This is a genomic window from Pseudomonas sp. FP215, assembly GCF_030687795.1.
Classification (GTDB): Bacteria; Pseudomonadota; Gammaproteobacteria; order Pseudomonadales; family Pseudomonadaceae; genus Aquipseudomonas; species Aquipseudomonas salmasensis.
This window is the reverse complement of sequence record NZ_CP117447.1, coordinates 4,827,742-4,852,508: the sequence shown is the minus strand read 5'-3', so window position 1 is coordinate 4,852,508 and position 24,767 is coordinate 4,827,742. Positions and strand designations below refer to the sequence as shown.

Sequence of the window (24,767 nt, the reverse complement as noted above, 5' to 3'; positions counted from 1 at the left end):
TCAGAATTGACAGTGCGCGCCCGTTTCAGACAAGCGGGGTATTCTCAGACAGCGTCCATCAGCAAGACCCTGCACGGTTTGGCCTGATACGCCTTGATCTGCGGTACCAAACGGGTGAAGTGCTCGGTCTGGCAATGCGCATCCAGCGATGACTTTCAACATGCTAGGTGTCCTTTAGGCCGCAGCGATTTCATGGGGCTCAAAACTATCCGCCCGCGCCATCTGCCACATCCGCGAGTAAAACTCGCCGTTCACCTCTCCAGTGAGCAACTCGCCAGGCTTCAAGAACACATGCAGCTGTGAAAACAGCTTGATCTCCGTCGCCGACATGCGCCGTACCAAGTGCTTGGCTGACAATTGCGACGGGTGCTCCAGCCCTGCGGCAGCGAGCATTTCTGCCAGGGCGTGCAGGGTGTTGCGGTGGAAGTTGAATACCCGCTGGGCCTTGTCCGGCACCACCAGGGCGCGTTGACGCAGCGGGTCTTGAGTCGCCACGCCGGTCGGGCATTTGTTGGTGTGGCATGACTGAGACTGAATGCAGCCAATGGCGAACATAAAGCCGCGTGCCGAGTTGGCCCAGTCGGCGCCGATGGCCAGGACGCTGGCGATGTCGAAGGCGCTGACGATCTTGCCGCTGGCGCCGAGCTTGATCTTGTCGCGCAGGTTCAGGCCCACCAGGGTGTTGTGCACAAACAGCAAGCCCTCGCGCAGCGGCACGCCAATATGATCGGTGAACTCCACCGGCGCGGCGCCGGTGCCGCCTTCCTTGCCGTCCACCACGATAAAGTCCGGGAGGATGCCGGTTTCGAGCATGGCCTTGGCAATGCCCATGAACTCCCACGGGTGGCCTAGGCAGAACTTGAAACCCACTGGTTTGCCGCCCGACAGTTCACGCAACTGAGCGATGAACTGCATCAGCTCGATTGGCGTGGAAAACGCGCTGTGGCGCGACGGCGAGATGCAGTCTTCACCCATCATGATGCCGCGGGTGTCGGCGATTTCCTGGGTGACCTTGTGCTTGGGCAGAATTCCGCCATGGCCGGGCTTGGCGCCTTGGCTCATCTTGATTTCGATCATGCGCACTTGCGGGTCCTGGGCCTGCACGGCGAAGCGTTCGGGGTCGAAACGGCCGTCGCTGGTGCGGCAGCCGAAGTAACCGCTGCCCAGTTCCCAGGTGAGGTCGCCGCCGTTTTCTCGGTGGTAGGGGCTGATGCTGCCTTCGCCGGTGTCGTGGGCAAAGTTGCCGAGCTTGGCGCCGTGGTTGAGTGCGCGGATCGCATTGGCGCTCAACGAGCCGAAGCTCATCGCCGAGATATTGAACACCGACGCCGAGTACGGCTGCGTGCACTGCGGGCCGCCGACCATCACGCGAAAGCTGCTGGGGTCGCTCAGGGGCGCAGGGCGCATGGAGTGACCGATAAATTCGAAGCCTGACTGGTAAACGTCAATCAGGGTGCCGAAGGGTTTGTCTGCTGTTTCGTTTTTAGCCCGCGAATACACCAGCGAGCGCTGGGCACGGGAGAAGGGTAGGGCGTCGCTGTCGGACTCCAGCAGGTACTGGCGGATTTCCGGGCGAATGGTTTCCACCAGGTAGCGGATATTGCCCAGGATCGGGTAGTTACGGCGCACCGCGTGGGGCGTTTGCAGCAGGTCGAAAATGCCGATCAGGCTGAGTACACCGGTGACTATCGTGATCGGCCACAGCCATTCATGTTCGATAAAGGGGAGGCTGGCGAGGGTGAAAATGACACACACAGCGAAGAAGGCGTAGCGGCTTAACAAGGACAGGCTCATACGGTTTCCTTGGGTTCGGACTCTTCAGGTCGATTGCCCATTCTGCACCTGTCGTCAAAGCACGGACAAGGATTGATCGCCCAGTCGTTTTTTTATACTTCGGCTTATTTGTACAGACAAAAATATCTATCAGCTTGATAGAGGAACGTATGACGCCCCCGACACCATTCATTGGGTGTCTGGTTGTGACCGGGCAATGGGAAAGTAAGGACACTTTTATCAAGACGGAATTTATAACGGCAAGAGCGAGTGACTTGCATATGACCATAACGGTAACGGCATCGAATAATTTATATACCGCCTCGGCTTCTATACCTTCCAACCCCCACTGGAGTAAAAGCCAGTTAACCGGCTTGCAACGCGAGCAAGTCGCTCAAGAGCATAAACGCATGCAAGGTATTGAGAAACCTGAGCAGGATGTGAGCCGAAAGCCGGAATTTGCCACGGGCCGTCCATCGGGTGATAACCGCATTGCGGAACAAATCATCAACGACAATCCGATCCTCAAAAACCTCGGTCATCAAAAAGATATTAATCGTCCATTGGCCTATAAACTTCTGGGTGATTGGACGAGCAATAACAAAGCCCCTGAAGCACGAGCGGATGCCGCCTTCAACGCTGCGCGGGTGCTCAACTATATTGATACGTCCTTATCGGCTGACGGCGAACATCGAGGCAAAGCCCATGGCAATGGCGACCTTGAAGGAATCACCCGTAGCGGTGATGCCCGGCGCGGAACTCCGGCTGGTATGTGGAAAGACTTTACGGAGCAGGGTTATTCCGCCTTGCGCGACCATCACCGCCTGGATAGCACCAGCGATACCCATGTGAAGGCCGACGGCACCAACAAAGACAACCTGCAGTGGGTTGCCGGTGAGGCTGGCAAGAGAACCTGGTTTATCCCAGGGCTCAGCAATGTTCTTCTGGGGATCGGCAATGCAGACCAGGGGGTGGTCGGGGCCCTCAAGGGGGCCAAGGATGGTTTTGACAAAACCCGGGTCGATGGTTTTGATCAAGCACTCGCCAGTGCTGCGCGGGGAAATATCTGGGGTGTCGTAAAAGGGTATGCCAGTGCTGTGAACAAAAATGAGGCCACGCCGGAACAGGTCAAGACTGTGTTGAATAAGGTGGGCAGCTGAAATCGGAGGGGGCTTAACCGTTGGCGTTCAACCAGATGGCTTTGATTCTTGGAAATTGATTTCCTACAAGCCCGATAAGTCCGTAGATATCTACACAACTCTGTAGCGCTCAACGGTAACCACGATGCGAAGCGAGTCGCTCTTGATCTGCTCTTGATCTTGATCTCAGGCGCCCCGTCAAACCACGCTGGCCGGAATTCGACGGTGATTTGGGGGGTAAACCGGCAGGGATGCCGGTTTAGCCGCCCCGCGCCATGGATGGCGCGTGGCGGCGGCCCCCCAAATCACTGGCGGATTACGGGCACACCGAGCCTAGGCGAGGTGCCGAGTGGTGGGGCAAGAGCGTTTTGCTTACTTTTGCGCTGTTCAAAAGTGAGCCGCCGTCCGGGCGGAACCCTAAGTGGCCGTTACCGCAGCAATGGATATGTACACAATCCAGCTGCGTTGACTGTCAGGCCGCCATCGCAGGCAAGCCAGCTCCCACATTTGGATTGCGGTGCCTCAGGGAGATAGGCGCCAGCTGTCCGGTCGTCACGGGAGCAAGCTCCCTCGCCACAGGTCCAGCGTCGTATCGAAGTTGTGTAGATACCTATGGTCATCGCAGGCAAGCCAGCTCCCACATCTGGATCGCGGGGGGAGATACCTATATCCATAGATCTGCGCAATCTATTCTTATTGCAATAGGCTCTCGTTTGGCTGCTTGATCTTGTGTTACTGTATAACAAATCAACCACGCCCAAACGCCCCGGAGGCCTCATGAAAGCTGGTATCCACCCCGACTACCGCACCGTGCTGTTCCACGACACTGCCGCCGACGTGTTCTTCCTCATCGGCTCCACCGCCGACAGTGATCGCACTCATAAACACAGCGACGGCAACACCTATCCCTACATCCCGCTGGACGTCTCCAGCGCCTCGCACCCGGTCTACACCGGCCAGCAGCGCAAGACTCAGGCCGAAGGCCGGATTGCCGGGTTCAACAAGCGCTTTGCCTCGTTCGGGTCGAGCCCGAAAAAAGCGGATGAATGAGCATGATTCGGCGGCGTGTCCTACGCCGCCGTCTGCCGAATCGGCAGTACCACCCGAAACTTCGTACCCTTGCCCAGCTCACTGCTGACGCTGATATCGCCACGGTGTTTCTTGACGATCCCGTAGGACAACGACAACCCCAACCCCGTACCTTCGCCCACTGGCTTGGTGGTAAAGAATGGGTCGAATATCTTCTGCACGGTTTCAGGCGCAATCCCACAGCCGTTGTCCGCCACTTCCAGCCACACGTGTTCGCCTTCCACCCCGTTGCTGATGGTAATGGTGCCGCGCTCCGGGCCCATGGCTTGTGCAGCGTTGATCACCAGGTTCATCACCACCTGATTGAGTTGTGAGGCCAGGCATTCGATTTCCGGCAGCGGCGCGTAGTGCTTGACCACATCGGCCTTGTACTTGAGTTCGCTGGCAACAATGTTCAGCGTCGAGTCGATGCCTTGCTGCAGGTTGGCAAATTGCCAGGTCTGGTCGTTATCCACCCGTGAGAAGTTCTTCAGGTCTTTGACGATCTGCACTACACGGCCGATGCCATCCTTGGATTCGCGGATCAGGATCGGAATGTCGTCCTTGAGAAAATCCAGGTCCAGCTCGCTGCGCAGTGCCGTGAGTGGGTCGCGATGTTCTGGCTCAGCAATATGTGCTTCGCTGTGCTGGTAAGCATCGAGCATCTGTTGCAGCTGTTTGAAGTAGCCGTCGAGGGTGCTGAGGTTGGAGGAAATAAAGCCCACGGGGTTGTTGATCTCATGGGCGACACCCGCCGCGAGTTGCCCCAGTGAGGCGAGTTTTTCCGACTGCACCAGTTGGCTTTCCAGGTGTTTGCGCTCTTCGATTTCCAGTTGCAGCGCTTGGGTGCGTTCTTCCACCAACCGCTCCAGTTGCGAGGTTTGCAGGGAGGCGCGGCGGGCCATGTCCCATTTGTTGGCCAGGGTGTTGGCCATTTGCTGGACTTCAATGTTGTCGAACGGTTTTTTCAGGATCAGCAGGCGGTCGTGGGCGTGCAGGCGAAACAGCAGGTCATCCCAGGAATAGTCCGAGTAGGCGGTGCACACCACCACTTGCAAGTCGGGGGCGACTTTCCACAGTTCTTCAATGGTCTTGGCGCCGTCCCAACCCTGGGGCATGCGCATGTCGACGAAGGCCAACGCATAGGGGCGCTCTTGCGCCATGGCGGTGGTCAGCAAGCCCAGGCCTTCTTCGCCGCCATACGCGCCGTGCAGTTCGAACGCCTGGGCTTGAGGTTTGGCGGCGTCGCCAAACAGTGCCGACTCCATCTCATCCAGCGCCTGGGTGGAGGCTTCGTCGGGCATCAGGATCTTGCGAAAGTCCTCATGAATGGACGGTGTGTCATCGATCAGCAGGATGCGCCGGTTGGGAGGTTGGTTCATGAGCTGCTTCCGGCAAGGGTCAGGGGGATGGTCAAGGTGAAGACGGCGCCGAGGCCCGGCCCGTCGCTGTGGGCGCTGAGTTGGCCGTTCATTTCCACGGCGGCCAGGGCGCAGCTGTGCAGGCCGAAGCCGTGGCCTTCCTTGCGGGTGGTAAAACCGTGGGTGAAGATGCGTGCCATGTTCTCAGGCGGTATGCCTTCGCCATCGTCCTTCACACTGATCTTCAGGGTCTCGTCGCCTACCGATTCCACCGCCAGGGTGATTTGCCGTGGCCGTTCAGACAGTTTGTCCATGGCGTATTTGGCGTTGCTGATCAGGTTGACCATGATCAGCAATAACCTGTGCTTGTCCGCCAAGATCTCTGGCACCGGGGAGTACGCCTTCACAACAGTGACATGGTGACGACTCAGCGCGCCGGCGTTCATGCGCAGGGCGTCGTCCATCAAGGCGCTGATATTGACCGGCTCCAGCAAGGTAGACGCACCCGCATAGGATTGCTGGGTCGAGACGATGTCCTTGATGTGGTCCACGCTTTTGCTCAACTGCGCCAGCTCATCGCTCATGCCTTGCTGTTCGATGGCAATCGCTTCGACCAACTGGTTGAGATAGCCCGGCAGCAATTTGCCCTTTTCATCTTCGGTGAAGAAGGTGCCCAGGTCGCCTTGATGCGCATTGATCAGTTGCATGGCCTTGCCCAGGCCGAGCGCCTTGCTGGCGCGCAGTTTGCGGTTGACCAGGTCGGCAGAGATATTCACACTGTTGAGCACGTTACCGACGTTGTGCAGCACGTTGGTGGCGATCTCTGCCATGCCGGCCTGGCGGGCGCTGTCCATCAGCTCGCTCTGGGCGTCCTTGAGCTGTTGCGTGCGCCGCTCCACCCGTTGCTCCAGGGTTTCGTTGGCGGCCTGCAACGCGCGGTTGACGCGGTTGATCTCGGCAAAACTGCGCAACAGGCGCACCGCCAGGTAAAGCAGTAGCACCACCAGCAAGGTCGAGAAGATCAGCAGGTAGCGATGGTATTGGTGGTCGATGAGGTCAGCGGCTTGCTGGTCCTGATCAACGTGGGTGGTCAGGTCATCCAGGTGTTCGGCCACCGGCACGGCGGCAATTCGCTCGAGCAGGCTGTTGACCAGTGGCTGTTCGCGCAGGATCAGCGAAATATGATTGCTGAGAATCTCTACCGGTGCCTGGAACTCACTGGGCAGGCTCTGTTGGTTGATGGCCAGTTTGCCCAGGCCCACCAGGATATCAGCGGCACGTTCGTCGCTGGTGACCTGGGCGAACTCCAGGCTGCTGAGCAGCAGGTCGTAGGTGTCGGTGGCCACGCTTTGCAGTTGCAGCCGGCCTTCATCGGTCATGCTGTTGAATTGGGCCTGGATGTCGTCCTCGGCCGTCGGCAAAAATGCCAATGAGTTACGCAGCACTGCGTTGTGGGATTTGAACTGGTCGACCAACCGGGCTTTTTCTTCGATAGCCGTCAGATACGCGTCATGGCTGGCTTGCCAACCGGGCAGGTCGGCAGCGCTGTGATAGGTGTTGCGGCTCTGCAGTTCAGCCCCGATGCGGGTCATTTCGGTCAGCGGTGTGACCAGTGGGTCGTAGTTGTGGGTAATCGCGATGCGGGCCTTGAGCACTTCGCTGTCCCATTGGGCATTGAGCTGCTGGAGCTGGCGGATCAAGTCGCGCGATTGGGTATACGTGGCCGTCTGGTCGCGCGAAGACTTGAGGTACAAAAACACCAGTGTGGAGGCCAGGAACAGGGTGATAAGGCCTAGCAGGATTTGGCTGGTACGTCGGCGTGACAAGGGTCTCATAGTGGCTTGCCCGCCCATTCGCCAGTCAGGGTCTTGAGAAACTGGATAATCAGGTCCTTGTCTTCCTGGGACGGGTTGCGCCCCAACTGGTACTTGAACATCACGTCAACCGCCTCTTCAAGGGTCTTGGCCGAGGCGTCGTGAAAGTACGGCGCAGTGACGGCCACATTACGCAGGCTGGGCACCTTGAACACATGGCGGTCCTCTTCATCCTGGGTCAGCAGGTAGCGCCCCAGGTCCGACTCCAGCGGGTTGCCGCGGGCCTTGAAGTAGTCGCCCATCACGCCGAACTTCTGGAACATATTGCCGCCAATGTTCACGCCCTGGTGGCAGGCGATGCAGCCGTAGTCCTTGAAGCGTTGGTAGCCGTATTTTTCCTGGGTGGTCAGGATATCGGTGTCGCCCAGCAAGTATTGGTCAAACCGCGAGTTGGGTGTCAGCAGCGTGCGCTCGTAGGTGGCCAGGGCGTTTTGCACATTGGAGGCGGTGACGCCATCGGGGTAGGCCTGCTTGAACGCGTTCTGGTAAGCGGGCAGGGCGGAGAGGTTGTGCACCACGGTATTCCAGTCGCTGCCCATTTCCACCGGGCTGATCACCACCTGCTCGACCTGGGCCTCCAGCGTGTCCACCCGACCGTTCCAGAATTGTTTGAAGTTCAGGCTGGCATTGAACACGGAAGGGGTATTGATCTGCACCGGTTTGCCGTCAAAGCCAATGGAGAACGGCTTGTTGTCGGCGCCGCCGCTGGTCAGTTGGTGACAGCTGGCGCAGGACAAGGTGTTGTTGACCGACAAGCGCGGCTCATTGAACAGCTGGCGACCCAACTCAACCTTGACCGGGTCCAGTACAGGAACCGCCGGCAAGGGTTTGAGCGCTTCGTTCAGCGGCGCGGCTGCGAGCGGTGCGGTGCCCAGGCATAACGCCAACATCAGGCCAGAACGGTGGTTTACGACATTGCTCAAGCGAGCACTCCTTGCAGGCCTAGGGCTATTTATTTTCTTGATCGGGCATCAGTGTCGCGCTATCCGTTTGCAGCAACTGCACAAAATCTTTCGAAGGCAGCGCCTTGCTGAATAGAAAGCCCTGGCCCTCTTCACACCGCTGGGCTTTGAGGAAATTCAGTTGGTCGATGGTTTCCACGCCTTCGGCAATGATGTTCAGCTCCAGGCTCTTGCCCATGCCGATGATAGCGCTGATCAGCTGTTCGTCCTGGCTATTGATGCGCAGGCCGCGCACAAAGGATTGGTCGATCTTCAGCACATCGATGGGAAAGCGCCGCAGGTAGCTGAGGCTGGAGTAGCCGGTGCCGAAATCGTCCAGGGCCAGGCGGATGCCCATGGCCTTGATCTTTTGCAGGGTCTCCACGGTTTCATCGACGTTCTGCATCAGCACGCTTTCGGTGATTTCCAGTTCCAATTGGGTGGGCGGCAGGCCTGTTTCTTTAAGGATGTCGGCCAGGTTGTCGACGAAGTCCCGTTGACGAAAGTCGATCGCCGAGATGTTCACCGACATGCGCAGGGGCGCCAGGCCCATCTCGCGCCAGGCTTGTGCTTGTGCGCAGGCTTGGCGCAGTACCCATTGGGTCAGGCGTACGATCAGGCCGCTGTCCTCGGCCACAGGAATAAAATCCGCCGGGCTGACCCAGCCCGACTGCGGTCGAAACCAGCGTGTCAGCGCTTCCGCGCCGACGATGCGCCCGGACTCCAGCGCCAGCTTGGGCTGGTAATGCAGCACAAACTCATCGCGGTCCAGCGCCTGGCGGATCGCGCTTTCCAGGTTTTGCTGGTGCTGGGCGCGCAGGTTCATGTCTTCGGTGTAAAAGCTGAAATCCCCCGGGCCGCGTTCTTTGCTGGTGCGCATCGCGGTTTCAGCGTGCTTGAGCAAGCCCACGGCGTTGTCGCTGTCATTGGGGTAAATACTGATGCCCAGGCTGGCGCTCACACTCAGGTCATGCCCGGCGACATGGCGAGTCGCGCTGACAGCATTGAGCACCTTTTGCGCAATGTGCTGGGTTTGCTGGGGATGCTGGATGTCGTTGAGCAGCACCACGAACTCGTCGGAGCCATAACGAAACACCGAGTCCGAGGCCCGTATCGCCGCCACTAGGCTCAGGCTCACCTGCGCAAGCACCTCATCGCCTGCCGGATAGCCCAGGGCGTTGTTGATGCGCTTGAAGCGGTCGAGCCCCAGAAACATCACCGCCAGTTGCGTGTCGTGCCGCCGGCTCAAGGCGATCGCCTGGGTCAGGCGGTCGCCCAGCAAGGTGCTGTTGGGCAACTCGGTCAGTGCGTCGTATTGCAATAAATGCGAGACCTTTAGCAGCTCTTGCACGCGTTCCTCGATGGTGCGCTCCAGGCTGATCACCTTGAGGGCCGCATCCTGGGCCAGCTGCCATTTCCAGGTCAGCGCGCTGGCCATCTGGCGGATTTCCAGGTGGTCGAAGGGCTTTTTCAGGATCAGCAGTTGATCGTTGTATTTCAGGCGCGCTTCGATGGCCTCGAAGGAATAATCGGAATAGGCCGTGCAGAGGGCGATTTGCAGGTTGGGGTCCACCTCCCACAGCTGTTCGATGGTGTGCAGGCCGTCCCAGCCAGGAGGCATGCGCATGTCGATAAACACCATGGCGTAGGGTGAGTGGGCGTCCAGGGCTTTCTTGACCAGTGCCAAGGCTTCCTGGCCCTGGTAGGCGGAATCCAGGTCAAACGCCTGGCGCACCGGCGCCGTGGTGCCGAACAGGGCGGACTCCAGAGTATCGAGGGAGGGCTCGCCGTGCTCGTCGGCACAGAGGATCTTGCGAAAATCCTGGTGGATCGAAGCGGTGTCGTCGACGATCAGGATGCGCCGGTTGGCCCGGCCCGATTCCGTCTTCATGGCGCACTCGGCACATGCAAAAGGCTTGATGGCATGACAATTCCTTCCCTGGTTCTACAACTGAACGGGGCGCGAGTATGCAATGCAGCATAGTTGAGTTCCCTTGATATCGACGGCCAGTTGGCGTCAAATCAATCGCGCTTTGTATTGCGCAGATTCAATTTAGCTTAACTTCGTTTAATTTGAAGGCAGAGTCGCCATGGATGAACAACTCGCTACGAAGTCCGCTGTTTTGCTGGTCGACGATGAAGAGTCGATCCTTAACAGCCTGCGCCGCCTGTTGCGCGGCCAGCCCTATGACGTGGTATTGGCCACCAGCGGCGCCCAGGCGCTGGAGATCATGGCGACCCGGCCCATCGATCTGGTGATGAGCGATGCGCGCATGCCCGGCATGGACGGCGCCACGCTGCTGGCCGAGGTTCACCGCTTGTATCCCGCCACCAGCCGTATCCTGCTCACCGGTTACGCCGACCTCACCACCATCATCAAGGCGATCAACGACGGGCAGATCCACCGCTACATCAGCAAACCCTGGAATGACGAGGAGTTGCAGCTGGTGTTGCAGCAAACCCTCGAGCACCAACGCCTTGAACGCCTGGCCCGAGACCAGACCGAACAGCTCAAGCTGCTCAACGCCACCCTGGAAAAACGCGTGGCGGCGCGTACCGCCGAATTACAACAAACCGCCGACATGCTCGACCTGGCCTACGACGAACTCAAGCGCAGCTACGTGACCGGCACCGAAGTGTTTTCGCTGCTGGCCAACCTGCGCTTGCCCAAAGACAAACAGACCAACCGCGCGTTGATCGAGTTGATCCGCGTGTACTGCGCCGCCCAGTCCATGGACGAAGCCAGCACCCGCGACCTGACCATGGCCGCCGCGTTGTACAACATCGGCAAGTTGAGCTGGACCGACAGCATGATGGTTGCACCGTCGGACAAACTGCATAGCACCGACCGTGGCTTGTACCGTGAGTATCCGGGGCAGAGCGAGTCGCTGCTGATGACCCTGGAGCCGATGAAGGACGCGGCGCGGATCATTCGTCATCACCAGGAACGCTGGGACGGCACGGGATTTCCCGACCACCTCAAGGGCGATACGATCCCGCCCGGTTCACGGCTGCTGAAGCTGGCGGTGGACTTTATCGAATTGCAAAAAGGCCTGATCCTGGAGCGGCACCTCAACAGCGACGAAGCGCTGTTGTATATCCGCAAGTACGCCGGGCGCCTGTATGACCCGGCGTTGGTGGAAGATTTTGTGCAAGCCTGCGCAACCTTCCTCAGCGACGTGACCCTGGGCGATCCTACGGTCAAAGTCCTCACCACCCGTGAGCTTGAGGCCGGTATGGTGCTGGCCCGCAACCTCAACGCCGATAACGGCATGCTGCTGCTCAATGCCGGCAAGGTGCTGAACTTGCCGCTGGTGGACAAGCTGATCGCGTTCGAGGCCATGGAGGGCGCCAAGTACAGCGTGTTTATCAAGACACCCGACGAGGTGTCGCCACTCCTGTAGCTATACGCCCCAGGCTACGTGCTTGCTGCCGTGGTAATCAAAGATGCCCCTGATGATGTAGACATCTTTGCCACCTTCTTTGCCGTTCTGTTCAATTGCCACGCGCCAAAGACCGCGGCCCGAGCCGGCCTGTACTTGGGGTAAATCGACATAGGTGTAGTTGCCTATTCGCTTGCGGCTGAGGCGTCCGGCTTGGATATCCTGGGTGATTTGCTCAAGTTTGGCCGTGGCCGGGGCGGGCATGAGTTTTTTCTGGGTGTGCGCCAGATCATCGAGCTTCACGATGTTGATGTGCGGATCGCGAGTGGGTAGGGGCAGGACATCCGGGGCTGGGGGCACGGACGGCTCTGGCCTTTGGCCTCGGGTTGGAGGGCGGGGTTGCTCAAACTCCAAGGGTGTAGAGAATTTGGGCAGGGCTTTTTCAAATGCTGTGACGTCTTTGCTGTCCACCATGGCTATGCCAGCGTCTGCCCCGTGCTGGCCTCGGGACAGGGCGATATAGGGAACGCCGGATTTTTTGAAATCCTCTGAAAAGGAGGTGACTTGAAGCCTGGTCATTTTCGCCTTGAAGGTATCCTTCATGAAGGCATCCAGGGTGCTTTTTGTCTCAGGCAGCAACAAGAATCGGCGTATCGCCTGCTGGTGTGTAATTCCTTGATCGGAGGCGAGTTGATTAATACGTCGTAGGTGTTCGGGCTTGTTTGCAAACACTGTCAGTGCAGCCTCTCGCCAAGTAGAAAGTTCATATTTTGCCGCGAATTTATCCATCGCGGTCTGATGTTTATTCGTGATGGCATACCCGACAAATTGTGCCTCTGTATCGGGGTCGAGAACGGCAATCGATGTTCTGATTTGTTTGTCTAAGTTGTCGTTTTTGCCAATGAGCCTTTTGACTTTCTTAAACAGTTCCTCCTTGTCCAGCGCAGACAGATGTTGCGCAAAATGATGGGTCGACAGGTGTATATGTTCAAGCGTGGCCAGTTCGGACCGCAGGTTTAACACGCTATTGCGCAATCGCTCTTGGTGGGTCCGGCTCAGGCTTTTCGGGTTCGATACCCAGCGGCGAAATTCAGCTTCATCCAGGGGGCCGAGCTGTTGTCGGGCGTGAGTGATCAAGTTGAGTTTCAGGGCCGCGTCGGTTTGTTCTATGACGCGCTCGAAATCGCGCATTTCCCCTTCTGTTGCGAAAAGCCGCATGGCCGCGATCATGTCCGCGTCCACTTGCTGTTCAGGGGTCAGAGAACGCAGGGCGCCCAGAACGGAACCTCCGCCTACAGCATTTCGTTCGAAACGGGGCTTCCAGCTCTTTGCGTCTCCTGGCACGACCATAAAATCCACCTGGTTACCGGCCGGGTCTTTTACATAGCGTGCGCCGTCCTCTACATAGGACTGATACAAATGATAGCGGCCTGTAGCGTCGCGCATCGCGATGAACTGGTTATTGTGTTTATCAAAAAAACACGGTGCTCTGCCCGACCGGCGCAACAGACGGTATCGGTGAATGTGGGCAAACTCAGCGACGTCAAAGTGCGGCGTTATCTGCTCAGGTAGCCGATACGGGGCCGCATTGACCCAGGCGGGTTCCAGCGGGCGGACTGAAGCACCGGTCTGTACGATGCCGATGTTCCTGCCCGTACCGACTTTAGTGGCCAGTCCCGGAATGCGCCGCCCAAGCTGTTTGGCCACGTCTAATCCACGGTTGATACCTCGACGCAAAAACGACAGGGCGGTTTTGCCGGGTATCAGCCCGAGCAGAAAGTCAGCTGCGTCCACTCCAAACATAAAGGCGTTCACCGCCGACTCGCGGAAAATTTGCGCATTGCTCCGTGAACGGTAATCGGCGTGCGCGAGCTGAAAACCCAGTTGCGCCGAATACAGGTAGGCGTGGAAATTGCCGGTTATCGGGGTCAAGGTGTAGCGGTACACACTGCGCGTATCGTTGAGGATCCGCGTTATCTCGGTCGTATCCTTTGTGGCCATTTGGGAACTGAAGTAGGTCTGCCATTCGGGTTTTGCTTTCAGCGTGTCCAGCTCTGCCAACCCGTTGACCAGTTCCCTGAAGGGCCCGCCATCTGGCGCATCCGGGGTATACAGCACACTGACCCCATCAGGCTTGGTGCCTTTTCGGTGAATGACCAGGACGCGATGCATGACCTGTCCCCCTTGACCCCTTTCCTGCGCGGCACCCAATACCAGTAGGTTGACCTCTATCTCGAACTCGCTGACCCGGGGCCGGGTAGCTGAATCGGGGTGCTCGGTAACTGCCTTTATCCAGTCAAGCCCACTGCCTGGCGTCTTGAATGTAAACAGCTTGGCGGCGTCAGGGTTGAGACGGCTCTCAAGGGCGTCCTTGTTCATTCTTGCCGCGTTGGCGCGCTGCCAGGCGGTTGCAAAGGTGCTTGTCCCGCTGCTCTGCGAGAAGGCTGAGCGCAGGTACGTATCGTATTTTTGGCCAATGTCAGCCTCTGTGGCGAGGGCACGCAAATCGTCGTTCCCGAGTTTTCCGTGATGGTTGCCGGCCGTGTCGACGATGTTGACGGTAGCGCTGATTATTCTGTGTATGCCATGCACCGACCAAGGGTCGACATTACGTTGGGTGTAGTTTCCCAGTGTGCGCAAATCCACCACGGCTTGGGTACGCCAGGTGCCCCACATAAGTTTTTGGCCCGGCAGGCACTGCGGGATATGGATCTTGCGGTCTTCGCTGATGTAGACAAGGGTGGCCGCCTCGTTACGATACCCCGTCACCTCGGCGGACCGGGAGGACGTTGTCACGCGCAGATGAACCAGGCTTCTATAAGGGTCAATATCCACATTGGCATACGCAGGTTTCTGTTTTTTCAGCACTCGCTCGGTCTCCTGCTGGGAGAACGCTTCCAGTGTCAAGATCCTCTCAAGATGAGGCGCAAGCTCTTCATTGCTGTCAATCAGTTCCTGCTCCAGTTGCCTGTACCGGGCCTGGTCTTGCTCGTTGGAGGCTTTCAACCATGCGGGTTCGGTCGTCAACAAGCGTAGGGTGCGTGCCATAAAGGCATTCGCCACATCCAACTGTGGCGTCAGGTCTGCGGCCAGGTCGAGTTCGCCTGTGGTGGGTAAGGGCTCCCTGTGCAAGCTATTGCGGACAGAGAAATGTTGCCTGACTCGCAATGCGCGGACACTGTCAGCAATCACGTCAGCGTGTATCGGTGACGGGGCCGTCGTCAGTACGGGCAAGCCGTTCAGCGCGGCGCGCGCGGCCGTCGGCAGGCTTGCGATCAATAGCTTGCCTGCCGCTGAGCCGTCTTGTATGCGGGTTGCGACGGTGTGATTCAAGCGCGCCAGGTTTTCAAACTCCTCAAACTCCTCGCTTGGGCTATAGAGCATCACTTTGCCCGTCAGAGGCGTCGTGCCCGTGGGGGCCAGAATGAATGCGCCGGCGAATTCACTGCCATCCTCCAGTGCCAGCCGATACACCGTGGGCCTGTTGTCGAGGGTAAACACCTGATTACGTGCCGCAGCACTTGGGTACTTGAGCACGTTCTGCGCCAGCGTTTGTGCATGCGCCGACAACGTGCCGTCCACCGAGCGCAATGCCAGTTGATGGGCCAGCACTTGTCGTCGCAGTGCGACCAATTGCCCCTCCGTGTCGGCTTGGGAGGGCTCGCCAGCCCCCCAGAATGTATTCAGGCTCAAGGTGATGGCAATTTCCAGCCTGGCGGCCAGGGTTGTCATCGAGGCAGTGGGAGAGAGGCGTTTATCGGTGTCCAGGGTGTTGCATTCGCGGTAGAAAGCGCCGCTCTCTTCGGTCAGATAAGACGCTGCGCCAGGCGCGCGTAAGGTGGCCAGCAGCGAGCCCAGGGGTTCGCAGGACAGCAGGTGCTTTTGCCCTTTCTGGTCTTCGCGATAGCGAGTGAAAAAAATCTGGTTGGGATTGATGGGCAGATGTACATCGGGAAAGATGTCGGCCAATTGCTGCTGGTACACACGGCCGACACTCGGCTGTCGCCCTACCAGCTCAGAGGTCTGTGCATTGAGTTTGTCGAGTTCACGGGTGAGGTGAGCCAGCTGTTCTTCGGCAGAAAGTGAAGCCGGCGGCACGACCGCAAGCGTCATCGGTTGCACGGTAGTGGTTGACGTGCTGTCGGCCGGCAGCGGTTGCGGTTCGTCAGTGGATGATTCTTTAAGGGCAGGCAATGAATTGTGCATGAGTAAACTCTTATAAAAGGGCACGGCGCACCGAGGTGCAGCGAGCCCTGCTGAATATGAGTTTGCGAGTGTAGGGTGGCCGAAACTGGACCCTGCGGTGTATGTATGTCGGAAAAAATCGCCCTGCGCGCGCGAGTTGCGTGTGCAGAATACGCGTGGGATCCTTGGCCGCTTTTCAATCCCAGAGAGGGCGTTCCATGTCCAAGACTATCCGCATTGCAGCCGCGCTGTTGATCCGTGGCGACGGTCAAACCTTGCTGGTGCGCAAGCGCGATACCCTGGCTTTCATGCAACCGGGAGGCAAGATCGACGCCGGCGAGCAACCTGCCGAGGCGCTCGTCCGTGAGCTGCGCGAGGAGCTGAACCTGCGCATTGACCCGAGCGAAGCCGTCTATCTTGGCCAGTTCTCGGCGCCCGCGGCCAACGAGCCGGGCTTTACCGTACAGGCCGAGCTGTTCAAGGTGCAGATCGACGTTGCCGTCACCCCTGCTGCCGAGATTGAAGAGGTGCGCTGGATCGATCCCATGGCCGAAGGTGACTTGCATCTGGCGCCGTTGACGCACGATTTGATCCTGCCGTTCTATCGCGATGGGCTGGCTACCGCATGATGATTCGCCCGCTGGGCACTGACGATGCGCAAGCCTATCGCGCGCTGATGCTCGAGGCTTACGGCGCTTATCCCCAGGCGTTCACCTCCAGCGTGGCCGAACGTGCTTCGATGCCCTTGAGTTGGTGGGAAAAACGCCTCGGCAGCCCCCTGGATCGGCTGTTTGGGGCCTTCGACGGCGATCAGTTGGCGGGTATTGTCGGCCTTGCATTCGAGCCACGGGAGAAGGCCCGGCACAAGGTGACCTTGTTCGGCATGTACGTGACCGAGGCTTATCAACAGCAGGGGCTTGGGCGGCAACTGGTGCAAGCCGCACTGGAAGAAGCCCGTCGCCACCCGCGCCTCAAACTGATCCAACTGACCGTCACCGCCGGCAATGACGCCGCCTTTGCGCTCTACCAGCGCTGCGGTTTCATTCAATACGGCCTTGAGCCGTTGGCCGTGCGGGTTGGCGTCGAATACTTCGACAAGATCCACATGTGGCGTGAGCTACGTTGATCGCTCAACGCACCGCGCTGACGCCATCCAGCGTGGAAAACGAGGTGTCCTTGGCCGTCAGCAAAAAGTCGCGCATATAAGGCGCATCCAGCATGTCGGCCCGAATGCCCGCATACAACGTTGCAAACAACCCTTTCTCGCCCAACCGCTTGGCCTTCACATACCCGCGTGAGCTGTATTCATGCAGCGCCCAGTGGGGCATGCCGCACACCCCACGGCCGCTGGCCACCAGTTGCATCATCATCACCGTCAGCTCCGAAGTCCGTACCTGGGCCGGTTCAACGTCGGCCGGTTCCAGGAAGCGGGTGAAGATGTCCAGGCGGTCACGTTCCACCGGGTAGGTGATCAGGGTTTCGGTCAGCAGGTCTTCGGGCACGATGTAGGACTTGTTCGCCAGCGCGTGTTGGTTGGCAACCGCCAGCATGGCTTCGTAGGTGAACAGCGGCACGTAGGTGATGCCTGGCAGTTCCAGCGGGTCGGAAGTCACCACCAGGTCCAGGTCACCACGGGCCAGGGCCGGCAGTGGCGCGAAGGCAAAGCCCGAGGCCAGGTCCAGCTCGACTTCCGGCCAGGCATCGCGGAACTGGTCGATGGTCGGCATCAGCCACTGGAAACAGCTGTGGCATTCGATCGCCATGTGCAAGCGCCCTGCGGTGCCGCCAGCCAGCCGCGCAATATCGCGCTCGGCACCGCGCAGCAACGGCAGGGTGGCGTCGGCCAATTGCAGCAGGCGCAGGCCGGCGCTGGTGAAGCGCACCGGTTTGGTCTTGCGCACGAACAACGGCATGCCCAGGCGCTCTTCCAGTTCTTTGAACTGGTGGGAGAGGGCGGACTGAGTCAAGTGCAGGCGCTCGGCGGCTTCCACCAGGCTGTCGGCTTCGCGCAAGGCGTGCAGGGTTTTCAAGTGACGGATTTCGAGCACAGGCGCTCCATGAAGAAAATTTGCGACGAAAACGGATTGCGTGATTTTGTCTCATGTTGTGGGGCGTGTCGACCACGACCACTGGGCACTCTTCATCAAACTGTCATCGAACTGTGGCAGCGCGCTTGAACAAACTTCATCAGACTCGCGCTCTACTGGGGTTCTGCGTTTTGGTGTTTTTCATGCGTGCGTTGTTTTTAGTGGCCGCTCTCCTGTTCGGCCTGCCGTCCTTTGCGGCTTCTCGATGTGATGTCAATGTCCCGACCCAAACGGTCGACCTGGCTCAGGTGAGCATCGCCTATCAAAGTATCGGCCGTGCCTCCGACCCTGCGTTGCTGCTGGTGATGGGCCTGGGCGGGCAGCTGATTCACTGGCCGGATGAAGTGGTGGTGGCTTTGTGTGAGCAAGGCTTTCGGGTGATTCGCTACGACAACCGTGACGTCGGCCTGTCCACCTGGCGGCAGGCGCCGGCGAGCGCCAACCTGACCTTCGAAGTGCTGCGCTACAAGCTCGGCCTGCCGGTGGCCGCGCCTTATACCTTGACCGACATGGCCGACGACGCCCTGGGGTTGATGGATGCGTTGCAGGTGCAGCAGTTTCACGTACTCGGCGCGAGCATGGGCGGCATGATCGCCCAACACCTGGCGGCCATGGCGCCGCAGCGCGTGGAAAGCCTGACCCTGATCATGACCAGCTCCGGCGCCGAGGGCCTGCCCGCGCCGAACGCGGCGCTGGTGCAATTGCTGTCGCGGCGCAGCGCGCCCAACCGTGAGGTGGCGCTGGAGCAACAGGCGGATTTGCTCGCGGCATTGGGCAGCCCGGATATCAAGGACGATCGCCAGGCGTTGCTGCACCAGGCGGCGCTGTCCTATGACCGTGCCTTCAACCCCGAAGGCGTGAAGCGTCAGATCATGGCGATCCTGGCCGAGCCAAGCCGTGTGCCCTTGCTCAACCAACTGCGCGTGCCTGCGCTGGTGGTGCATGGCACCGCCGACCCGTTGTTGCCGGTGATGCACGGCGTGCACTTGGCCGCGCATATCCAGGGCAGCCAGTTGAAATTGATTCCCGGCCTGGCCCACCGTTTTCAGGAAGCGTTCAAGGCGCCTTTGCTGGCGGCGGTATTGCCCTACCTGCAAGCCCATCGCCAGGATGCCGCGCACTGGGCGCAGATCGATTTGAGCGAGCCTTCGAAGGTGCTGTGAAGGTGGTGTATCGTGCAACCTTTATGCGCATGATTGCCCGCGAGGTTGCCCACCATGAGTACTCCCCTGAAAATCGATTTCGTCAGCGACGTATCCTGCCCCTGGTGCATCATCGGCCTGCGCGGCTTGACCGAAGCCCTCGACCAGCTCGGCAGCGAAGTGCAGGCCGAGATTCATTTTCAACCGTTCGAACTGAACCCGAACATGCCCTCCGAAGGTCAGAACATCGTCGAGCACATTACCGAAAAGTACGGCTCCACGGCTGAAGAGTCCCAGGCCAATCGTGCGCGTATCCGTGACATGGGCGCCGCATTGGGCTTTGCTTTTCGCACCGACGGCCAGAGCCGTATCTACAACACCTTCGACGCGCATCGTCTGTTGCATTGGGCCGGGTTGGAAGGTTTGCAGTACAACCTCAAGGAAGCGCTGTTCAAGGCTTATTTCAGCGACGGCCAGGATCCTTCCGACCATGCAACCCTGGCGATCATCGCCGAAAGCGTCGGGCTGGACATTGCCCGCGCCGCCGAGATTCTTGCCAGCGATGAATACGCCGCCGAGGTCCGCGAGCAGGAGCAGCTGTGGGTTTCCCGGGGGGTGAGTTCGGTGCCGACCATTGTCTTCAATGACCAATATGCGGTGAGCGGTGGGCAGCCGGCTGAAGCCTTCGTCGGTGCGATTCGCCAGATCATCAACGAATCGAGATCCTGAGGCCGAGCACGGAGCAAAATGTGGGAGCTGGCTGTCAGTTGCAAATGAGGTGGCTGACACACCGCCATCGCAGCATAGGTATCTACACAGCTTTGGTGTGACGCTGGGCCTGAGGCGAGGGAGCTTGCTCCCGTGACGGCCTGACAGCCGGCGCTTCTCTACCTGATACCCCACAATCCAACTGTGGGAGCTGGCTTGCCTGCGATGGCGGCCTACCAGCCAACGCCTATCTACCTGACCCCCGCGATTCAAATGTGGGAGCTGGCTTGCCTGCGAAGGCGGCCTACCAGCCAACGCCTATCTACCTGACACTCCGCGATCAAACTGTGGGAGCGGGCTTGCTCGCGAAGGCGGCCTGACAGGCGACACAATTGGATTGTGTACATATCCATTGCTGCGGTAACGGCCACCTAGGGTTCCGCTCTGACAGCCATCCCTTTCAAGGTCTTCGGTAAAATCCCCTGAAATTTCATTCAGGGATCCCAAACGATGTGGGCCGATGTTCTAGCGCGTTTCGAGAAAAAAGCACCTGCCAGCGTCATGGCCAAATTGGCGCTGGAACAAGCTATTGCCCCTGAGTGGGTCGATCAGGTCTTCGAAGAACATCGGCAACGGCAGTATTCTCGTGAACTACTGTTCTCGACCATAATCAAGCTGATGTCCCTTGTTTCATTGGGCTTGAAGCCATCCCTGCACGCCGCTGCGCGGCAACTGGAAGATCTCCCTGTCAGCTTGGCGGCGCTTTACGACAAGATCAGTCGTACCGAACCCGCGCTATTGCGTGCTCTGGTCACCGGTTGTGCGCAACGACTGACTCCAACCATCAAAGAACTGGGTTGCACGACGATGCTGCCGGACTGGCAGGTTCGCGTGGTAGATGGCAATCACCTGGCATCCACTGAGAAGCGTCTGGGGGCTTTACGCCAGGAGCGAGGTGCGGCTCGTCCCGGTTTTTCGGTAGTGGTCTACGATCCTGATCTCGATCAGGTCATCGACCTTCAGGCATGTGAGGATGCCTACGCCAGCGAGCGCGTTTGCGTGTTGCCTCTGTTGGCTAATGCTGAACCGGGCCAGGTGTGGCTGGCTGACCGACTCTACTGCACGCTTCCGGTAATGGAAGCTTGTGAGCAGGTCCAGACGTCCTTTGTCATTCGCCAGCAAGCCAAACATCCACGCCTGATTCAAGAGGGTGAGTGGCAAGAATCCGTGCCTGTGGAAACAGGCTCTGTGCGTGAGCAGATCATCCAGGTCAGAGGCGGTTACCAATGTCGGCGCGTCGAACTGACGCTTCATTCGCCAACAGACTCGGGTGACAGCAGCTTGATGTTCTGGAGCAACCTGCCTGAAAGCGTCAGCGCTGAGCAGATCGCGCAACTCTATCGCCGCCGCTGGAGCATTGAAGGTATGTTCCAGCGACTGGAAGCGATCCTGGAAAGTGAAATCGAAACTCTCGGCAGCCCAAAGGCCGCCTTGCTCGGGTTCACTACGGCAGTGTTGGCCTACAACGTCCTGGCCGTACTCAAGCGAAGCGTGGAGCAAGCCCATCGGGAGACCCAGCCTGATGGCTGGGAAGCCTCGATCTATCACTTGGCGGTCCAGGTCAGGAGTGGTTATGAGGGAATGCAGATTGCACTGCCCTCGGAATATCTTCCCGCCATCCCTGTGGAAAAGTTGGCCCAGCGTTTGTTGGAGCTGGCCAGAAACATCCACCCCAAACAAGTTGCGAAAAGTCCCCGCGGCCCCAAGGTGCCTAAACCCAAGACATGGGTGCAAGGCAAGGCGGTGAATGCGCATGTTTCAACGGACAGGGTAATCAAGGCTGCCAAAACGAAAAGACCTTGAAAGGGCTGGCTCTGACAGCGGGTCACTTTTGGAAGGACCCAAAAGTAACCAAAAGGTCCACGCCCCACCACTCGGCACCTCGCTTAGGCTCGGTGTGCCCGAACACAGGCTTGAATCCGTGGGCCGCCGCCACGCGCCATCCATGGCGCGGGGCGGCTAACCCGGCGTCCTGCCGGGTTACCCACGAATTCAAGCCTGCGTTCGGCCAGCGTGGTTTAACGGGGCGCCTGAGATCAAGATCAAGATCAAGAGCGGCTCGCTTCGCATCGTGGTTAGCGTCTGCTGTTACAACGCGCAAAGTTGTGTAGATACCCATGGCCATCAGGCAAGCCAGCTCCCACATTTGATCTGTGTGGGCATTAAGAGAAGCGCTGGCCCATCCCTTGCATTACCCCCCTAAAGCCCAACCGGCCTGCGGTTGGGCGCTGCCATTAGGGGTGTAACTTACCTTGAATATTCTTGACCTTGACCACAGCCTCACCGGCCAGGCACCGATTGCCCGGCGGTTGGCCAGCGGTCGGGCCACGCGCCTGGACCTGCTGGACCTGGGCCCGAAATTGCGTTTGTGGTCCACCGAAAAAACCTGGAAGCGTTTCGTCGAGCGCCTGGCCCAACGGCCCCGGCCCCGTGACGCGCGCCCGGAAATCCTGTTTGTCGGCTCCGGCGATTATCACCACCTTACGCCGGCGTTTTTGGCCGACCTCAAAGAGCCTGTCAGCCTGATCCACTTTGACAACCACCCCGACTGGGTGCGCTTTGCGCCCAAGCGGCACTGCGGTTCGTGGGTCAACCGGGCGTTGAAGATGCCGGCGATCCAACGCATCGTCACCCTCGGCCCGTGCAGCGATGACCTGCATAACCCGCAACTGCGCGGCGGCAACCTTGGCGCCCTCAAGCGCGGGCGTTTGCAGCTGTTTCCCTGGCAGCATCCGCCATCCAAGGTCTGGGGCCGGGTCGGTGATGGAGCCGGTCACCAGCAACAGGAAAACCACCTGCACTGGCGCAACCTGGCGGACCTGGATTGGGCAGCCTTCCTCGACCAGATGATTGCCAGTCTGCCCACTGAGGCGATCTGGATCACCATCGACAAAGATGTGCTGGCCAGTGAAGACGCCGCCACCAACTGGGACCAGGGCGGCATGCGCCTGACCCATTTGCTCCAAGCCCTGCGGGCATTGGCGGCGGGTAAACGCATCATTGGCATCGACGTTTGCGGGGAGTTCGCTACGCCGGCATTCAGCAACGCGTTCAAGCGCTGGGAGGCCAAGTCCGACCAGCCGCCACCGGAACGCTGGAGCCCGCAAGACTTGCAGCGTAACGCCGCAACCAACGAAGCCTTGATCGACCTGTTTGAGGAGCTGTTCCCGTGACCCTGACCGTGGTGTTGTTACTGGCGTTTTCCATCGTCCTCGATGTGATTGGCCAGCTGTGTTTCAAACTGGGCGTGGACCGTTTGCCGCAACTCGATGGCGGTTTTCGCCTGCGTGCGTTCTGGGGCCAGGTGTTCAATGCGCCGCTGCTGTGGGCCGGCGTCGGCGCCTATGTGATTGAGTTTTTTGTCTGGCTCGAAGCGCTGTCCCGTGCGCCCTTGAGTCTGCTGTTTCCGCTGGCGGCGTTGGCCTATTGCCTGGTGGTGCTGGCGGGCAGGGTGGTGCTCAAGGAAACCGTCAGCCGACGCCGTTGGCTCGGCACGTTGGTGATCACTTTGGGTGTGATGTTGGTAGCGATAGCGGGGAACCAGGCATGACAACGCAAACAATCAATACCGGCTGGCTGCATGGGCGGCTTGGCACCCTGGTGCTATGGGCACTGCTGATCGCCACCGAAAGCGCCGGGCAGTTGTTCACCAAGGTTGCCGGCGATCAATTGGGGCCGATGGACTTCAGTTGGCAATGGCTGGCGGACGTGGCGCGCAACCCGGGAATTCTGGCGGCGATTGCCAGCTATCTGGGGGCGTTTTTTGTGTGGATGCTGATTTTGCGGCGTAGCAGTTTGTCCCTGGCGTTTCCGCTGAGTTCGCTGGTGTTTGTGGCCGTATTGCTGGGTTCTTGGCTCGGGCTGGGGGAGCACATCAGCGTGCTGCATTGGGTGGGCGTGGTGGTGATTATCGGTGGTATCGCGCTGTTGGCTGAAGGCGAAGAACACTGAACATAGTGCTATGAGCACAGACCCAATGTGGGAGCGGGCTTGCTCGCGAATGCGGTGGATCAGTTAAGTATTAGCTGACTGACACACTGCTTTCGCGAGCAAGCCCGCTCCCACATTTTGCTCCCAGGTGATTCAGTCGAAGGTGTAGCTGATCGCCGTCTGCACCTGGCCCTGATTCACCTGGCCAGCCTCTTTGACGATGCTGCTCTTGGCCGCCGACCCCACCAGGTGTACCCAGCTGGCGCTGGTCAGCAGCGACCAATGGGGCGCCAGGGGGAAGGAAAAACTTTGGCTCAGCGTCACGTTCTGGAAGCCGCCACTCGCGTTATAAGGCCGCAGGCCTGAAGCGACGGCTTCGCTGTTGTCCACGCCGAAGAAGGTATTGGTCTGGCGCGCATCGGCAAAATGCGCAACCAGGCCACTGCTGCCGATAATCCCGCCACCCAAGGGGTAACCCAGTTCGCCGCCGATTTTACCCAGTGCGCCGCTCTGGGAATGCCCGCCGCCCACGGCTTGGCCCAATTGCGCGTAGACCCGCCAAAAATTGGCCGGGGCGTATTGGACGAAACCGCCCACTTCCGCCATGTCCGACACGTTGCGCAGGCCTTGCAACTCGCCGTTGGAGGTACGCCCCGCGAGGTAGTTGATATAGGGGCCAGCGGTAAGGCCGTGGGTATCCAGGGCGCTCCAGGTCAGGCCGTCATCGGTGCTCAGGCTGACGTTGCCCCAATCCAGGTCCAGGTACGGCACAGGCCGGGTTTCGTAGCGGCTGCCAGTGGGGTCGTGGGGCTGATAGCTGAGGCCCGCGCCCACATCGCCCGTAATGCCCTCTGCCCATGCGGCCCCGCAAAGGCCCCACCCTCCAAGTAAACCGGTGAATACAGCAGCAGCGAGCTTGGACATGGGGACGTTTCCTGAAGGTGGGCAGGCGCGCATGAACGCGCAAACCGACGCGCCTGCGCAAGCACTCATGTTGTTTGTAGCAAGCTACAAAAATTGTAGCTCCTGCGACATATATCGCTGCGCATTTCGCCCAAACCCCCAGCCCTGCGGGCTTTTGGCCAGTTGGCACAGTCCCTGCTCTATCCCTTGGCA

Annotated in this window: 19 protein-coding genes and 1 pseudogene; 11 read left to right on the top strand and 9 right to left on the bottom strand. The window is 59.2% G+C overall.

Annotated elements, in window-relative coordinates:
- Positions 1-44: 44 nt before the first annotated feature.
- Positions 45-155, bottom strand: a pseudogene (locus PSH76_RS22070) (antibiotic biosynthesis monooxygenase); the annotation flags it as partial.
- A gap of 19 nt (positions 156-174) precedes the next feature.
- Positions 175-1,794, bottom strand: a complete 1,620-nt coding sequence (locus PSH76_RS22065) for an FMN-binding glutamate synthase family protein (RefSeq protein WP_032893353.1) — start codon at positions 1,792-1,794, stop codon at positions 175-177.
- A gap of 149 nt (positions 1,795-1,943) precedes the next feature.
- On the opposite strand from PSH76_RS22065, the gene PSH76_RS22060 reads away from it, so the two are divergent.
- Together PSH76_RS22060 and PSH76_RS22055 are read left to right on the top strand one after the other, a co-directional pair.
- Complete coding sequence (locus PSH76_RS22060) at positions 1,944-2,933, top strand: hypothetical protein (protein ID WP_305492912.1); 990 nt, start codon at positions 1,944-1,946, stop codon at positions 2,931-2,933.
- Positions 2,934-3,689: 756 nt separating this feature from the next.
- Complete coding sequence (locus tag PSH76_RS22055; protein ID WP_003188912.1) at positions 3,690-3,962, top strand: type B 50S ribosomal protein L31; 273 nt, start codon at positions 3,690-3,692, stop codon at positions 3,960-3,962.
- A 20-nt stretch (positions 3,963-3,982) separates the two neighbouring features.
- On the opposite strand, the gene PSH76_RS22050 is transcribed toward PSH76_RS22055, so the two are convergent.
- Genes PSH76_RS22050 through PSH76_RS22035 form a run of 4 tightly spaced genes read right to left on the bottom strand, consistent with a single transcriptional unit; the run spans position 3,983 to position 10,047 of the window.
- Complete coding sequence (locus PSH76_RS22050; protein WP_305492911.1) at positions 3,983-5,362, bottom strand: ATP-binding protein; 1,380 nt, start codon at positions 5,360-5,362, stop codon at positions 3,983-3,985.
- A complete protein-coding gene (locus PSH76_RS22045; protein WP_305492910.1) occupies positions 5,359-7,176 on the bottom strand; it encodes a DAHL domain-containing protein in 1,818 nt (605 codons plus the stop codon). The genes PSH76_RS22050 and PSH76_RS22045 overlap by 4 nt, the downstream gene beginning before the upstream one ends.
- Complete coding sequence (locus PSH76_RS22040) at positions 7,173-8,138, bottom strand: cytochrome-c peroxidase (RefSeq protein WP_305492909.1); 966 nt, start codon at positions 8,136-8,138, stop codon at positions 7,173-7,175. Before PSH76_RS22040 ends, PSH76_RS22045 begins: the two co-directional genes overlap by 4 nt.
- Before the next feature lie 25 nt (positions 8,139-8,163).
- Positions 8,164-10,047 carry a bifunctional diguanylate cyclase/phosphodiesterase gene (locus PSH76_RS22035; RefSeq protein WP_305492908.1) on the bottom strand — a complete coding sequence of 628 codons (1,884 nt, stop codon included), beginning with the start codon at positions 10,045-10,047 and terminating at the stop codon, positions 8,164-8,166.
- A 199-nt stretch (positions 10,048-10,246) separates the two neighbouring features.
- Here PSH76_RS22035 and PSH76_RS22030 point away from each other — a divergent pair, with 199 nt between their 5' ends.
- A complete protein-coding gene (locus tag PSH76_RS22030; RefSeq protein ID WP_032893347.1) occupies positions 10,247-11,560 on the top strand; it encodes an HD domain-containing phosphohydrolase in 1,314 nt (437 codons plus the stop codon).
- Here PSH76_RS22030 and PSH76_RS22025 read toward each other — a convergent pair whose 3' ends face one another.
- Positions 11,561-15,745: a hypothetical protein gene (locus PSH76_RS22025; RefSeq protein WP_305492907.1), complete on the bottom strand. Its 4,185-nt coding sequence runs from the start codon at positions 15,743-15,745 to the stop codon at positions 11,561-11,563.
- 197 nt (positions 15,746-15,942) lie between these two features.
- Here PSH76_RS22025 and PSH76_RS22020 point away from each other — a divergent pair, with 197 nt between their 5' ends.
- Positions 15,943-16,353, top strand: a complete 411-nt coding sequence (locus PSH76_RS22020) for an NUDIX domain-containing protein (protein WP_044274720.1) — start codon at positions 15,943-15,945, stop codon at positions 16,351-16,353.
- Entirely contained in the window at positions 16,350-16,850 is a 501-nt protein-coding gene (locus tag PSH76_RS22015) for a GNAT family N-acetyltransferase (RefSeq protein ID WP_278915121.1), read from the top strand. The genes PSH76_RS22020 and PSH76_RS22015 overlap by 4 nt, the downstream gene beginning before the upstream one ends.
- 4 nt (positions 16,851-16,854) lie before the next feature.
- Here the strand turns inward: PSH76_RS22015 and metR are convergent, their stop codons facing one another.
- Positions 16,855-17,772: a transcriptional regulator MetR gene (gene metR, locus PSH76_RS22010; protein ID WP_003188924.1), complete on the bottom strand. Its 918-nt coding sequence runs from the start codon at positions 17,770-17,772 to the stop codon at positions 16,855-16,857.
- A gap of 182 nt (positions 17,773-17,954) precedes the next feature.
- On the opposite strand from metR, the gene PSH76_RS22005 reads away from it, so the two are divergent.
- The 6 genes from PSH76_RS22005 (at position 17,955) to PSH76_RS21980 (ending at position 23,672) form a co-directional block, all read left to right on the top strand.
- A complete protein-coding gene (locus tag PSH76_RS22005) occupies positions 17,955-18,974 on the top strand; it encodes an alpha/beta fold hydrolase (RefSeq protein WP_034126527.1) in 1,020 nt (339 codons plus the stop codon).
- Positions 18,975-19,028: 54 nt separating this feature from the next.
- On the top strand, positions 19,029-19,682 hold the full coding sequence (locus tag PSH76_RS22000; RefSeq protein WP_032893341.1) for a DsbA family oxidoreductase: 654 nt from the start codon (positions 19,029-19,031) through the stop codon (positions 19,680-19,682).
- A gap of 540 nt (positions 19,683-20,222) precedes the next feature.
- Positions 20,223-21,524 carry an IS4 family transposase gene (locus PSH76_RS21995; RefSeq protein WP_305494484.1) on the top strand — a complete coding sequence of 434 codons (1,302 nt, stop codon included), beginning with the start codon at positions 20,223-20,225 and terminating at the stop codon, positions 21,522-21,524.
- A gap of 449 nt (positions 21,525-21,973) precedes the next feature.
- Positions 21,974-22,894, top strand: a complete 921-nt coding sequence (locus PSH76_RS21990; protein WP_032893339.1) for an arginase — start codon at positions 21,974-21,976, stop codon at positions 22,892-22,894.
- Positions 22,891-23,271: an EamA family transporter gene (locus PSH76_RS21985; protein ID WP_003188930.1), complete on the top strand. Its 381-nt coding sequence runs from the start codon at positions 22,891-22,893 to the stop codon at positions 23,269-23,271. Before PSH76_RS21990 ends, PSH76_RS21985 begins: the two co-directional genes overlap by 4 nt.
- Positions 23,268-23,672, top strand: coding sequence for an EamA family transporter (locus PSH76_RS21980; RefSeq protein ID WP_014717122.1), 405 nt, complete (start codon positions 23,268-23,270; stop codon positions 23,670-23,672). Before PSH76_RS21985 ends, PSH76_RS21980 begins: the two co-directional genes overlap by 4 nt.
- A 132-nt stretch (positions 23,673-23,804) precedes the next feature.
- Here PSH76_RS21980 and PSH76_RS21975 read toward each other — a convergent pair whose 3' ends face one another.
- Positions 23,805-24,575: a MipA/OmpV family protein gene (locus tag PSH76_RS21975; RefSeq protein ID WP_305492906.1), complete on the bottom strand. Its 771-nt coding sequence runs from the start codon at positions 24,573-24,575 to the stop codon at positions 23,805-23,807.
- Positions 24,576-24,767: the final 192 nt, after the last annotated feature.